The sequence below is a fragment of the Paenarthrobacter sp. R1 genome (assembly GCF_030264015.1).
Lineage (GTDB): Bacteria > Actinomycetota > Actinomycetes > Actinomycetales > Micrococcaceae > Arthrobacter > Arthrobacter ureafaciens.
Genome location: NZ_CP127115.1, coordinates 3758146 through 3772300, shown reverse-complemented (window position 1 = coordinate 3772300; position 14155 = coordinate 3758146). Strand labels below are relative to the sequence as shown.

At 65.9% G+C, this 14155-nt stretch carries 9 protein-coding genes; 4 read left to right on the top strand and 5 right to left on the bottom strand.

All coding sequences use genetic code 11. The features are described from left to right. Window positions 1–28 precede the first annotated feature (28 nt). From QN084_RS18135 to nhaA, 4 genes are all read left to right on the top strand, one after another. On the top strand, window positions 29–1666 hold the full coding sequence (locus QN084_RS18135) for an SDR family oxidoreductase (protein WP_031216215.1): 1638 nt from the start codon (window positions 29–31) through the stop codon (window positions 1664–1666). A gap of 50 nt (window positions 1667–1716) precedes the next feature. After that, entirely contained in the window at window positions 1717–2214 is a 498-nt protein-coding gene (locus tag QN084_RS18130; RefSeq protein WP_021471449.1) for a DUF2505 domain-containing protein, read from the top strand. A gap of 1 nt (window position 2215) precedes the next feature. After that, on the top strand, window positions 2216–2437 hold the full coding sequence (locus QN084_RS18125; RefSeq protein WP_021471450.1) for an SCO4848 family membrane protein: 222 nt from the start codon (window positions 2216–2218) through the stop codon (window positions 2435–2437). A gap of 156 nt (window positions 2438–2593) precedes the next feature. Continuing rightward, window positions 2594–3886, top strand: a complete 1293-nt coding sequence (gene nhaA, locus QN084_RS18120) for a Na+/H+ antiporter NhaA (RefSeq protein ID WP_259362907.1) — start codon at window positions 2594–2596, stop codon at window positions 3884–3886. On the opposite strand, the gene sufU is transcribed toward nhaA, so the two are convergent. The 5 genes from sufU to QN084_RS18095 form a co-directional block, all read right to left on the bottom strand. Next, window positions 3883–4338, bottom strand: coding sequence for a Fe-S cluster assembly sulfur transfer protein SufU (gene sufU / locus QN084_RS18115; RefSeq protein ID WP_062095758.1), 456 nt, complete (start codon window positions 4336–4338; stop codon window positions 3883–3885). The two genes, nhaA and sufU, sit on opposite strands and share 4 nt — an antisense overlap. A gap of 37 nt (window positions 4339–4375) precedes the next feature. Continuing rightward, entirely contained in the window at window positions 4376–5701 is a 1326-nt protein-coding gene (locus QN084_RS18110) for a cysteine desulfurase (protein WP_069694749.1), read from the bottom strand. A 79-nt stretch (window positions 5702–5780) separates the two neighbouring features. Further along, the gene (locus QN084_RS18105; protein ID WP_069694748.1) at window positions 5781–8204 is read right to left on the bottom strand and encodes an ATP-binding protein; all 2424 of its coding nucleotides are present in this window, start codon (window positions 8202–8204) and stop codon (window positions 5781–5783) included. A gap of 469 nt (window positions 8205–8673) precedes the next feature. Continuing rightward, window positions 8674–11334, bottom strand: coding sequence for an AAA family ATPase (locus tag QN084_RS18100; RefSeq protein ID WP_069694747.1), 2661 nt, complete (start codon window positions 11332–11334; stop codon window positions 8674–8676). A gap of 41 nt (window positions 11335–11375) precedes the next feature. Further along, entirely contained in the window at window positions 11376–14114 is a 2739-nt protein-coding gene (locus QN084_RS18095) for a helix-turn-helix transcriptional regulator (RefSeq protein ID WP_031216216.1), read from the bottom strand. Window positions 14115–14155: the final 41 nt, after the last annotated feature.

Here is a 14155-nt window from a genome sequence, read left to right as displayed (position 1 = left end):
AGGGTGGGTCCAAGGGCAGGCAACACAAATGCCCGGAAATTCGAATGAATGCCGGGTTGATTCCAGCCTACCCCTCCCTCCAGCCCCAGGAGTTCCTTTGCAGCCAGCGCCTGAACAGCAACCGCTTGAAAGCCAGCCTGATCCGCAACCTTCCCGCAAGACCGTCCTGGTAACGGGCGCCACCGGCTACATCGGCGGCCGCCTGGTTCCGCGGTTGCTCGAGGCCGGCCACCGGGTGAAAGTGCTGGTCCGCTCCCCGCAGAAGATCGCTGACGTCCCGTGGCACGGCGACGTGGACATCATCCAGGATTCGCTGGACAACCAGGACACCGCAGCGAAGGCCATGGAAGGCGTGGACGTGCTGTATTACCTGGTCCATTCCATGGCATCGGGCGGCGGCTACGAGGCGAAGGAAGAAGCGATGGCCCGCCTGGTGGCAGCTGCCGCGTCAGCCGCCAAGGTATCCAGGATCGTCTACCTCGGCGGGCTCCATCCTGACAATGCGCTGCTTTCAACCCACATGCGTTCCAGGGAGAAGGTGGGCCGGGTGTTCCTGGAGTCCGGGGTTGATTCCATCGTGTTCCAAGCGGGCGTGGTGATCGGCTCGGGCTCCGCGTCCTTCGAAATGATCCGTCATTTGGCTGACACGCTTCCCGTCATGCCGGCGCCCAGTTGGGTTAATAACCGGATCGAGGCGATCGCGGTCCGGGACGTGCTCCACTACCTTGTTGCCGCTGCCACCCTTCCGGACAAGCTCAACCGAACCTTCGACATCGGTTCCCGCGACGTCCTGAAGTACAAGGACATGATGAACCAGTACGCCGTGGAGCGTGGCCTCCCCCGGCGGCTGGTCATTGCCCTGCCGGTTCCCGCACCGAAACTGGCCGGGCTATGGGTTGCCCTGGTGACACCGATTCCGCTGTCCATGTCCTTCCCCCTGGTGCAGTCACTGCAGCACGACGCTGTGTCGCGGGAGCACGACGTCGACCGTTACATTCCCCTGCCCGACGGCGGCCTGACCCCGTACCGCCGTGCTGTTGCCCTGGCGCTGGGCAAGGAACGCGACGGGCAGGTGGAGACCACGTGGGCCAACGCCGGCGTGGACTCCGATCCCCTCCCGAGCGACCCCGACTGGGCCGGGTACAAGGTGTACGTGGACGAACGGAAGTTCCACAGTCCCGCCCGGCCGGAGCATGTGTGGACCATCATCGAAGGCATCGGCGGCAAGAACGGCTGGTACTCGTTGCCGTTGGCCTGGCGTATCCGCGGCTGGATGGACAAACTGCAGGGCGGGGCCGGCCTGCTGCGCGGGCGGCGCCATCCTAAAACTCTCAATAGTGGCGAGGTGGTGGATTGGTGGCGGGTGGAGGCCATTGACCGTGGCCACCTGCTGCGCCTGCGGGCGGAGATGCGGGCGCCCGGGCGCGCGTGGCTGGAGTTGGCGGTAGAGCCCGACGGCGACGGCAGCCTGTATCGCCAGCGCGCCATTTTCTTCCCGCGCGGCTTGGCAGGACGGTTGTATTGGCTGGGCGTTTACCCGTTCCACGGGGTGATCTTCCCGTCCATGGCGCGGAACATTTCCGCGGCTGCCACGGCCCTGCAGGAAGCATCCCGCGAGCAGGGTGCAGCCGGGGCCGGTTCGGGCGCGGCCAGCGACACCCCGTAGGATGTTGGGAGCTAAAAGAGCTTCAACACCACCACATCCACGGAGGACCCATGGCCCTGAGCGCATCCACCACCCTGCCGCATAGCGTTGACCGCGTCGCCGCTGTATTCGTCGACGAGGACTTCCTGCGTCACACGAGCGAACTGGTGGGCGGCTCCTTGGAATCGTTCACGATCGACGGTGACACCGCCGGCGCGTTCAGCACCACCACCGTCCGCACGCTGCCCACGACGCGACTGCCGGACATCGCCCGCAAGTTCGTCGGCGAGAGCCTCACGGTCACCCAGACCGAGCAGTGGGAGGCCCCGGCAGCTGACGGATCCCGCGCCAGCACCATCGCCTTGAAGGTGGCCGGTGCGCCCCTGGATGTCACCGCTGTCCAGCGCCTGGTGGCTGAAGGCGGCAGCACCCGGATCGAGCTGGAGGGCAACGTGAAGTCCTCGGTTCCGTTCCTCGGCGGCAAGATCGCCGACGCCGCGGAACCGATGGTCGGCAAGGCCCTGAACATCCAGTCCCAGCAGGCCCAGGCCTGGCTAGAAAGCCACTAGCGTGGAACTTCCCGCAATCCTGGCGGTTGTCCTGATCGTCGCGGGCGTTTGGTCACTGGTTGTGTGGCCGCAGTTCCTCAAACGCGTGATGAAGGATCCGCGTGCGCGGGACGCGTCGGGCAAGGCGACCCGGTTCCTGACCGTGCACGTGGTCCTGGTGACCATCTCCATGGTGCTGGGCCTCGCGACGGCGGCGATCGGCGTCGCGGTTTTGCTCCCCTAATTTCCCCCAACTGGGTCGCAGTTATGCGCGTTATGACGTCTCTAAACGCGCACTACTGCGACCCAGTTGGGTAGGATGGACGTTGGTGTGCCGGGAAGTCTGGTCGGCGGAGTCATTGTGATACCCCGAATACCCCGAACCGGACAAGGAGCCCCTGTGGCTGACCGCTCGCCCACGATCTTCACCCGCTCCACCTACCCCGAGTACCGCCGGATCCTCGCAATCCTTCGCGCGGAAACCGTGGGCGGAGCACTCCTCCTCATCGCCACAGTCACCGCACTGCTCTGGGCCAACTCCCCCGCAGCCGATGCCTACTTCGCCCTCCGGGACTTCACCATCGGCTACGAGCCCTGGCACCTGGAGCTCAGCCTCGGCCATTGGGCGTCCGATGGCTTGCTGGCCGTTTTCTTCTTCCTCGCCGGCCTTGAACTCAAAAGGGAATTCGTGGCTGGAGAGCTGCGTTCTCCCGCCAAAGCAGTTGTTCCCGTCGCCGCAGCCTTTGGCGGGGTGGTCATACCGGCACTGATCTACGTGCTGGTGAACCTGGGCTCTGCCGGGGAAACCCTCAAAGGCTGGGCCATTCCCACCGCCACGGACATCGCTTTCGCCCTGGCCGTGCTGGCTGTGATCAACACCCACCTTCCGGCAGCCCTGCGGACCTTCCTGTTGACGCTCGCCGTGGTGGACGACCTGATCGCCATCGGCATCATCGCCTTCTTCTACTCAACCGGGCTGCAACCGCTCATGCTGTTGGCCGCACTCGTCCCTTTGGCGCTGTTCACCTTCCTCGTCCAGAAGCGGGTCCGCAGCTGGTACCTGCTGCTCCCGCTGGCCTTCGCCACGTGGGGCTTCGTGCACGCCTCCGGTATTCACGCCACGGTTGCCGGGGTGATCCTCGGCTTCGCCGTGCCGGTGGCCGCGAGCGGAAAGAAAGGGGAACCGGCGGAGGGACTGGCCGAAAGCTTCGAACACCGCCTTCGTCCCTTCTCGGCAGGCTTCGCTGTCCCCGTGTTCGCTTTCTTCTCCGCGGGCGTTGCGTTGGGAGGCTTTGACGGGATGGCCGCCGCGCTGCAGGATCCTGTGGCAGTGGGAGTCATCGCGGCGCTGGTCATCGGCAAGGCAGTCGGCGTCTTCGGTACCACGTTCCTGGTCACCAAGACGACGCGGGCCAGCCTGGATCCCAGCATTTCATGGATCGACCTCTTCGGCCTGGCGCTCCTCGCCGGCATCGGCTTCACGGTGTCGCTGCTGATCGGCGAGCTGAGTTTTGGGTCCGGGTCCGCCCACAACGACCACGCCAAGGTGGCCATCCTGGCAGGTTCGCTGATCTCGGCACTGCTTGCCGCGATAGTGCTCAAGGCCCGCAACCGGCGCTACCGTCTGGTGGCGGCGGAAGAAGCACGGGATGACGACGGCGACGGCGTACCGGACGTCTTCGCCCGCGGCTAGGCTGTTGTGGCCTGGTTGAGGGCGTCCTCGGCCGCCACCCAGGAAATCATGGCGCACTTGACGCGGGCCGCGTAGCGGGACACGCCTTCAAAAGCTGCGGCGTCCCCAAGGATCTCCGGGTCCGCCTGGACCTTGCCCCGGGACCGGAGGACCTCGCGGAAGTTGTCGATGACCTCGTGCAACTCCTCCACGGACAGCCCTTCCGCCAGTTCGCTCAACACCGAGGCCGAGGCCATGGAGATGGAGCAGCCGGCACCGTCCCAGCTCACTTGCTGCACCGTGCCATCGGCTACGGCAAGGCGCAGGGTGACCTCGTCACCGCACACCGGATTGAGCTGGTGTGATTGCCCTGTTGCTGCGCCTTCGGGTGCGGCGGTCCGGGCCAGGCCGCTGCCGTGGCGCTGCTTGGAGTGGTCCAGGATGATCTGCTGGTACAACTGGTCGAGACTCATGGTGCTTGCCTGTTCGTCGAAGGTTGAAGGACCGGCGTCAGGCCTGGAAGTAGGCCCGCACGCCGGATACGGCATCGAGGAAAGCGTCGACGTCGTCGGTGGTGTTGTAGAGGTAGGTGCTGGCCCGCGTGGTGGCGGTGAGGCCGAGCCTGCGGTGCAGCGGCTGCGCGCAGTGGTGCCCCACGCGGACGGCGATGCCGCGGTCATCAAGGAACTGTCCGACGTCGTGCGCGTGCACGCCGGCGACGTCGAACGCGGCCAGGCCGATGCGTTCGGAACCGGAGGCCGGGCCCACCACCCTGATTCCGTGGATGGATTCCAGGCCCTTGACCAGCCGCTCGCCCAACTGGGCCTCCCACGCGTGGATGCGGTCGATGCCCGTTTCGGACAGGTAGTTCACGGCCGCAGCGAGGGCGACTGCCTGGGAAATCCGTTGGGTGCCGGCCTCGAAGCGCTGCGGTGCCGGCAAGTATTCTGCCCGGTCCATGGTGACCGTGGTGATCATGGAACCACCCGTCAGGAACGGCGGGAGCACATCCAGGAGCTCCTGCTTGCCGTAGAACACCCCCACGCCGGTGGGTGCCAGCATCTTGTGGCCTGAGAACACCGCAAAGTCAACGTCCAGGTCCTTGACGTTGATAGGCATGTGCGGCACGGACTGGCAGGCGTCGAGGACCACCAGCGAGCCGGCACGGCGGGCAAGGGCGACCAGTTCACGCACGGGGTTGATGGTGCCCAGGACGTTGGAGGCGTGCGTGAAGGCCAGCACGCGGGTCCGCTCCCCCACGATTTCCGCCGCGGCATCCAGCCGCAGCGTTCCTTCGTCAGTGACGGGGATGTACTTGAGGGTGGCACCGGTGCGGAATGCCAGCTCCTGCCACGGGATCAGGTTGGCGTGGTGCTCCATTTCCGTCACCACGATCTGGTCCCCCGGACCAATGGAGAGGTCCTTCAAGGCCGAACTACCGCGCCCCTGGGCGGCCCATAGCGCGGCGTTGGACAGCGCATAGCTGATGAGGTTCAGGCCTTCGGTGGCGTTGGAGGTCCAGACCGTCTCTTCGTAACGGGCACCGATGAAGTCCGCCACGGTCTGCCGTGCGTCCTCGAACGCCTCCGTGGCTTCGACGGCCAAATGGTGGGCGCCGCGGTGCACTGCCGCGTTGCGCTGTTCGTAGAATTCCTGCTCGGCTTCGATCACGCTCAACGGATTTTGCGAGGTTGCGCCGGAATCCAGGTAGATCAGTGGCTTGCCGTTGACCTGCTGGTTCAGGACAGGGAAGTCGTTCCGGATCCTCAACACCTCGGCGTTGTCCATGGCTTGCACGGACTGCTGCAGCGATGCGGGAGTTGATACGACGGTCAAGGGTGACTCCTTGGAAAGCCTTCAGGGACACTCAATTATCCCACGGGTGGCCTCAACCGTTGATGTGCTTTCGGGCACGTCAGCGCCCCGCCGGTCCCGGAAGCCAGCCAAGCGGGGGAACATTCCCGCTGTCGATCACCGCACGCAGCCGCTCCGCCATCAGCGACGACCGGCGGCTCGCTGCGCCGCGTGAGCGCGCTTCATACCTGTCCGCCGCTGCGGCGCAGCAGAGCACAGCATGGGCGAACTGCCTGTTCCCGGACAGGCTGCGGGCCGCGGCCTCCAGGGCCCTGGGCTCCCCGTCGCACCAGGCCTGCACAAAAGTCCGCATGGAGACCCCGCCCGCGCCCTCCAGGTTTTCGGCAAGCCCGCCAAGGCGGTTCAACAGCGGCAGATCGTCGACGACGGCGGAACCGGCCTTCAGCGCAAGGAGGGAGAGGGCCTCGGCCGCGATCATGGAGTTCCCCGCCTGGAATTTCCCTGCGAGGGCAAGCAGGGCACCTGGACCAGCCACGTAGTCCTGGGCCGCGGCGATGAAGAGTGCACAGTACTCACGCAACAACCCGGAGTCCGTGGCGGCTGCCCCCGGACCCGCTTCGGCCAAGGCCGCCTCGCTTTGGACGATGCTGGACTGTGCTTCCCGCCCGGCGCCGTCCTGTGCTTCACAGAATGCCAGCATGGCTGCGCCGAGAGCCACGACCAACGGCAGGCCGGCGTCGGCCATGTCGGCAACCACCGGTTCCAGCGTCCGGCGGGCAGCGCGGGGAAGTCCCTGGCTCAACTGTGCATAGCCCCGGGCAACCTCAAGACAGCCGGCCAGATGGGCGGGCATGGCATAGCTCGCCCGTGTGTGCAGCACCGTTTCCAAGAGCGCCCACGCGAGGTTGTGGCGCAGGCACATGGCGTGACGGAGCAGGACACCCGGCCGGAAGATTTCCGCATCCGGGTCTGCACCGATGGCCAGGACGGCCGCCGTCGACCTCGCCAGGGCGTCCGGGGCGTTTCCTGCCTTGAGCAACTGTCCGGACTCCCGGACGGCGTCGAGGATGGTCGTTGCCGGTTCGGAGACATCAGCAGCTGCCGGCACCGGGGCCGCGCCCATAAGGCTCAAGGCCGCCAGCCGGTTGGCCGCCGCGGACCTCACACCCGGCTGCCGATCCGCGGTGGCCAGTGCCCGCAGTTCGGGTGTGGCCGCCTGCAGTTGGCCTTCGGCAATGAGGGCCCGGGCCCTCAAGAGCTTGGCTTCAGGCACATTCCCGGGTTCTTTGACGGCTGCGGCGGCGCGGAGGGCCAGCTCTGCGGTGGACGGACTGTCCGCGGCAGGCGCAGCAGACAGGATCAGTTCATCGGACAAGCTCAGCCCGGAGTCCAGTGTCCAGGTCATCCAGCGCAGCATCGCCGGAGCGGACTCCTTGGTCAGCTTGGGACCCTCGACGCCGATCCGGAGGGCCGTGCTGCGCGAACGCGGAACGGACAGCCGGGTGCCCTCGCCCCAAAGCCAGGAACTGGTCCGGACCATGGGCGGGCTGCCGGGGATCAGCCGGATCCGGCTTGCCGCAAGCAGGTCGTCCATGGTCCGCTGCCCGAAGCTGCGTTCCACGGTCTCCAGTGCCACCGGCTCCCCCAGCGCGATGACCTCCAACGCCTGGCGTTCCTCGGGCGGGCAGAGGGCATTTTCTGCCGCCACGTGTTCCACCACGCCCGGCCACCGGCAGCGGGCACGCGGGTCCAGGGTCCAGAATCCGCGCCGATGCACCAGCAACTCCGCTCGCCGGGCGTCCTCGACGGCAAGGCACAACAGACCCACGTTGAAACCGCTGATGACCGCAAAGACGCTGCTGACCCGGCGCTGCATCCGTCCGCCCAGGAGGTCCTCGCACAGCGCCTGGGCTTCCTGGAAGGTGAAGGGCGGCAGGAGATACTGCTCAAGGAAGCCGTCTTCCCATAGCTGGTAGAGGTCCTGCGGCAAGGGCCTCCTGCTGTCCGCGGTAGCCACCAAGGTGGCACCGAACCCGGGCATCAACTGCAGCAATACAGCCAACGAGTCCGGGTCGACGTGATGGATGTCGTCCACCAACAGCACCAGCGGAGGACGCCGCTGCGCCGTCATGCTTTTCCGGCCGCGGCGGCGCGGCGCGGGCGTATACAAATAGTCGGCAGGACCGAGGGCTGCGGTGAGCGCCCGGAAAACATGCAGCCCCGGAAGACCGGAGTACTCCCCCGCAGCTTCAGCGCGCGATGTCAGGGCTCCAAAAGGTACGGCTTCAAGTTCAGGCGTGCCTGCAAATGTTCGGACATCCATCGATTCGGGCAATCCGGCCTGGATGGAGAGCAGCAGGTGGCTCTTGCCTGAGCCTTTGTCCCCCACCACCACTATGCCGTTGGTTGACGGTGACGCTATGGCTCCGACGATGAGTTCCAGGAGCTGCCGGCGGTCCGGAAGTGCCGATGGCCCCAACCCTGCTGCGACGGTGTCTTCGTCCAGCCAAGGGTCCGGCAACATGCGCACTCCAATAAGCAGCAAAAGTCCCTTGTTCGGGGAGAAGGTTGAGTTTCCGCGAGCGCGGATCCCTGGCCTAGAAGCCGGCGACGGCTGGGGGGAGAGTCTCGGTCTCAGAAGACTCTGTCGCCGCCGGCTTCGTCCAGGGCCGGACCGTCTTGCGACGGCCGGAGCACCGGCTCAAAGAGACCACCGATGCGACTGTTGCGACTGGAATTCCGGCGATGCTTGGGGCTAACCGTCCTTCCAAGAAACAGTTAACCGTCTGGCCGAAACCGGATCACCAGTAGTTGGTACTCGATTCCCTACGCTGTTTGCGGGCCCGGGTACTCCTTTGTACTCAGTCCTTTCGGGGTGCACTACTTGGTCCCGGCGCACCGCAAGCAGGTATTACTCCATTCATTGGTTAAATCCGCTGAGTGGCGCGGGCCAGTGGTCCCCACAGGGTTTGGACGGTACTCGGAACGCGCCTTCAGCTGCGGACCGCAGCACCCAGATCTTCACGACGCCGGATGCCCAGTTTTGCGTAGCTGCGGTAGAGGTGACCCTCCACGGTGCGCACCGAGACCATGAGCTTCTCTGCGATTTGCCGGTCAGTGAGTCCGGAAACAGCGAGGGCTACAATGTCCTGTTCCCTGCGGGTCAGCGGGACGGACCGGTCGGTTTCCGTGTGCGGGTCATGGACCAGGGCACTGCCGAGGTTGGCTTCACTGGCATCACGCAGCACCGCCGCCTGCCGCGCTTCGGGACGCTTGCCCTCGGCGTCGAAGGCGTTGGCCGCCTTATCGAATGCCACAGCGGCCGGCCCGGGCATGCCTGCCGCGGCAAGGAGGTTGCCGGCGTTGACGAAGCCGTCCCCTGCACCGCCGAGCTGGGCCACCGCCAAGGACTCCCAGCCGTTGGCCCACGATCCACCCATGGGCGAAGCGGTATCCCGGATGACCTCCATGGCGGGAAGGTCGCCGAGCTCGGCACGGAGGACGACATTCTGCAGGAGGACTCCGGGCAACCGGTGCAGGGCGGATGACTCCGGCAGCTCGCGCAGCTTTTCCAGCCCCGTGCCCCTGTCCAGGTGTTCTTTGGCGGCCAGTACGAACAGTTCAGCCAGGGCTTCGATGTAGGCTCCGCCGGCCGCGGCCGTGTCCACTTCTCCGGCCAGGCGCCTGGCCAGATCCTTGTCGCCCGTCCGCGCCGCCGCATAGAAGGCCACCGCAACGCCCAGTCGCCGCAACCGCTGGGGGTCCCTGACCTTGAGGGCTTCCACAGCAGGCGTCAGCACCGCAGCGGCCTGCTCCAGCCGGCCTTGACGCAGCAGGGACAAGCCTTGGAGCGTCTGGATGTCTCCACCAAAGATGATCAGTCCCATGGCAGAACTTGCCGCGTAACGGTCCAGCGCAGATTCCGCGGCCGGCCATTCCCCGGCTTCCAGGGCTGCCAGCGCGTACCGGACCACGATGAAATCACTGAAGTAGAGGAGATCATCCTTGTGTTCGTCCAGGAGCACCAGGGCGTCCCGCCCCTTGTCCAAGGCCTGGACCGCCTGGCCCTCTACCATGAGGAGCTCGCACGTCATGGCAAGCAGGAAGAGTTGGTTCATGACGAAGTCAGGCTCATCGGCCGCCATGCCGGCCTCGAACTTTTCCAACCCTTCGCGCAGTTCCGCATAAAGGCCCGAGTGGGCCAAGGCCGCAAGTTCCAAGGCGTCTGCGTGGCGGCTGATCTCGGCCACCTTAGCCGGATCCGCGCTGTGCCGCGCAGCCAGGCCCTCGGCCGCGGCCCGGGCGTCAGCGGCAATATCAGCCGACGAGTCGCCCAGTGCAGATCGGGCGGCCGCCCACAGGAGGCCTGCTCCCAAAGGACCGGACGGATCTGCGTCCAGGAAACCCGAGTCTTCCTCGAGCAGCCGGACGGCGGCGCGGTAGTCGCCGTCGTTATAGCTGACCATTGCCATGACCACGCGGGCCCGGGGGCGCAGCACCTCTGAACGCACTTTCGCGGCCGCCGCCATGGCCAGCTGGTTTTGCAGCAGTTTCGCTGCAAGGAAAGCGGCCTGCAGGAGCTGTTCGTCCTCGACGTCGGCCCCGCAGTCCAGCGCCCAGCTCACCATCCGCAGCAAACCCTCAGCGGTGGCCGGTTCCGCGGCCAGGTGGTGGACCATCCGCTGGCGTATCTGGAGGCTGCGCGCCGGGGACACGATCTGGCGCAGGGCTTCCCCGTACATCGGGTGCCACATCTTCAGGGGACTTCCGATGCCGTTCGTGGACAGGACCAGCCGGTTGTCCATTAACGAGCGGACGGTCTCCCTGCCGACCAGTGAATCCAGCACGGCCGCCGGGACCGGCTCGGACAACGCCACCACGAACATCGCTTCGCGTTCTGCCTCGCTGGTCCGGAGGACTTTGTTCCGGACAACCTCTGCCAACCCTTCGCCGCTACCGGTCAGGGCGCGGGTCAGGAACCAGACTCCGTTGCGCCTGACGAGGTTCCCGTCAGCCTTGGCATCCTCCACCAAGGAACGGAGCAGGAGCGGGTTGCCCTCGGAGACCGTGTGCAGGACGTCGGCGGTGCTGGCCATGACGGTTCCGCCCAGCATCTTCTCTGCCAGTTCCGTGACGGTTTCCTGCTCCAAGGGGTGCAGCTCCAGGCGTTCGGCCAAGCCGTCGTACCAGAGCTGGAGCAGTGCGGGCGGGAGCCCGGGCCTCGGGCGGCTCGTAGCCACCAACCTGGCCCAACCCGCCGTCACCAACTCAGCGAGGATCTGCGTGCTCCCCTCATCCAGATCGTGGGCGTCGTCAACCACCAGCAACAGGCGGTTGCCTTCGCTGCCCCGCCTTTTTTCGAACTGGGACCAGAACTCCCGCAAGATGGCCACGGGAGAGGTGGCTTGGTCTACCGGCAGGTCCAGCAGGTACGGCGCCAGCACCCCGAACGGAACAGCGGACAATGCAGGACTGCCGTGGACGTGCATCACCACCATTTCGCCGGACAGGCGGGAGGCAAGCTCTGCCGCCATGGCCGTCTTGCCGATGCCCGGGTCAGCGATGAGCAGTACTGCCCCCGCGCCTTCCTGTGTCAAAATTTCCGTGGCCAGGTCCAACTCTGCTTCCCGGCCCACCAGGTACTCAGCCTGCATCGGCGAATCTCACCGAGTAGTCCGTCACCGGGTATGCCTGCTCAGAGGAGACCATTGAGCTCACCCCGCGACGACACCCCGAGCTTGGTAAACACCTGGTAGAGGTGGCCTTCCACTGTGCGCACAGACACCCCAATATCCATCGCGATTTCACGGTTGCTGACACCCTTTCCAGCGAGTTTGGCGATTTGCCGTTCGCGCTCGGTCAACACCGGCGCGTCACTGCGAGGTTGGATCGGCAGGGCCGACACGGATTGTTCGAGCCGTTCCAGGCGGAGCTGGGCCGTCCTGGCCGTGGTGGTCTCGCCGGCGTCGCGGGCGAAGTCCAGGGCCATGGCGACGCACCGGGCCTCCACCACCAGCAGGTCCAGCGCTGCCGCGGCATCGGCGGCGGCCAAAAGGGCTTTGGAGCTGCGGCCCAGGGAGCCCCTGGCCAGTTGTCCGGAGATTTCGGCCAGGGGACCCTGGCGGTGTCCGGCGATGTCCTCCAGCAGGCGGTATTCGGCGTCCGTACCTTCGACCGTCGCGCCGAAAAGGCAGATCCCCGCGGTCGTAAACCGCTGGTTGTCGAAGTCCTCGCGGACCTTCGCCAGGAGCCGCTGCTTGACGTCGGGGTCACCCATCCAGCGGCCGGCCATGTCCGCGCAGAAACCGGCCACGGATTCCGAGAAGTACGTGCCCGTCCCCCGGCAAGTCCGGTACAGGTCCAGGTAGCGTCCGGCTTCCAAGGAGTTGCCCAGTTGTGCGTAGGCGAAGGCCGTGGCGGCGTAGGCGACCTTAACCAGGTTCATGGCCGGGCGAAGCTCGAGTTGGGCAGCCGCGGAGCGCAGCGGTTCAATGGCGCTGGAGGGCTTGCCTGCATAGGCGTAGGCCAGGCCGATGCCCAGCTCAGTGATGGCGCCACGGAACTGGAGGCGGGAGGGCTTGGACGGGGCGCGGCGCATGAGCTCGATGCACTTACGCCACTGGCCGGACAACAACAGGGCCAGGAACGCATGCCGGGCCAGGGCCTCCTCCAACGGCGCGGGGCTCCCTGCCTCACGCAGAGCCTGGGACATGCTGCGGGCCAGTTGCTGGGCTTCCAGCTCCCGGCCCAGGATGCAGCGGGCTTCGATCAGGAAGAAACCGGACCGCAGCCAGTGCTCCCGGTCGAAGTCCGGGTCCTGCTGCAGCTCCGCTTCCAGGTCCTCGATGATCCGTGCGTACTCTCCCATGTAGGTCTGGTACTCGTAGTTGCACAAGCGCATGCGGTTTCTGGCAAGGCGGAAGGCACGCGCTCCGTGCCCGGCCCTGGCCTCCATGTCATCCAGGGCAGCGTTGGCCTCCGCAATGACGCCGGGAACCATACCGGAGCGGCCGTCGATCCACGTCATCGCCTGACACTTGGCCGCCATGATTTCCGCGAATTCAACGGGTTCCAATGCTGCCAACTGGTCCTCAGTGACCTCATCGAGGGCTTGCGCGGCATGCAGCGGCAAATCGAGCATCAGGTATGCGGCTGCTTTCACCCGTTGCCCCGGCACCCATTCAGGGTCCTTCGGGTCCAGGGAGAGGGTGCACTGGATGGCGAAGTTGGGATCGTAATCATCCAAGGCTGCCCGACCCGCGGCAAGCGCGTGGGCAGGCGACGGCGACGGCTCATCCTCGCAGGCATGCATCCACGCCGCGTAGCTCAACAGGTCCTGCGATGCCAGGCCCTCGAGTTCGGGTTCCTTTGGCCCCAGCAGCATCAACCACAGTTCCCTCCGGCGCCTGGTGCTGAGCCAACCGCGGACCACTTCGCCGAGGTACGGATCACGGAGCGACACCCAGTGCTCGCCGGCGCGGTCGATTGTCAGGAAACCGGATTCCTCCATCTCCACCAGGGTCTCGGTGCTGAAAATCGCTGCGAGGTCCACCAGGGTTGCGCGCTGCGCACACGCCAGGATTTCAATGACGGTCCGGTTGGTTTGTGGTTCGCGCGCCAGCCTGGAACGGACAAAGTCCTCCACCACCGTGGCACCTTCGAGCTTGATCCGGTCGCGCAACGTCCACACCGAGTCATTGAGGACCAGGTTGCCGGAGTGCCGCTGTTCATCCAGCAGGGCGTGCAGCAGCATCGGGTTGCCGCCCACGGCCGAGTGCAGCGAGCCGACCAGTGTGGACGACACGTAATGTCCCAGCACGGAGCCGAGCACTTGCTTGGTCTGTTCCTCCGTCAAAGTGTTCAGATGGACCTCGCCCAACTGGCCCTCCAGGACCAGGCGATGGAAATCTGCAGGGAGGTCGCTGGCGCGTTGCACGGTGGCAATGACCTTGGCCGTTCCAGTGGCCATGAGATTGAGCAGCACGCCGGTGCTCATGGGGTCCATGCCTCCGGCGTTATCCACGATGAACACCGTCTGGCGTCCCGCCGCTTCCGCCCGGATCAGGGACGTCACCGAGTGCAGGATCCCGGTGGGAGTACTCACTGCTTCCGAAGGGAGGCGGGCCAGGAGAAAGCCGAGGCACCCGTACGGGGTTTGTCCGCCGGCCAAAGTGTTGCGCAACTGCAGGCTGTGGATCTTCGGGCCGAGGGAAGCAACCACGGCGCGGGCCAGTCCGGATTTTCCGATGCCCCGGTCTCCGGTGAGTATCACGCCGTAGGAGTCCGGAGCTTCAAGGTGCTTGCCGGCCCTCGCCAAGTCATGGCTCCTGGCCAGGAGGGACCACGTTTGACGGTCGGATGGTCCGCCAACAAGATCGGGAGCCGCAGCCCTGGCCGCGCCTCCCCGGTTCCTGTTAAGCAACTCCGCCGACACCCGCACCCCTCGCTCAGTTCCCCCGTGCACCTGCGTACCAT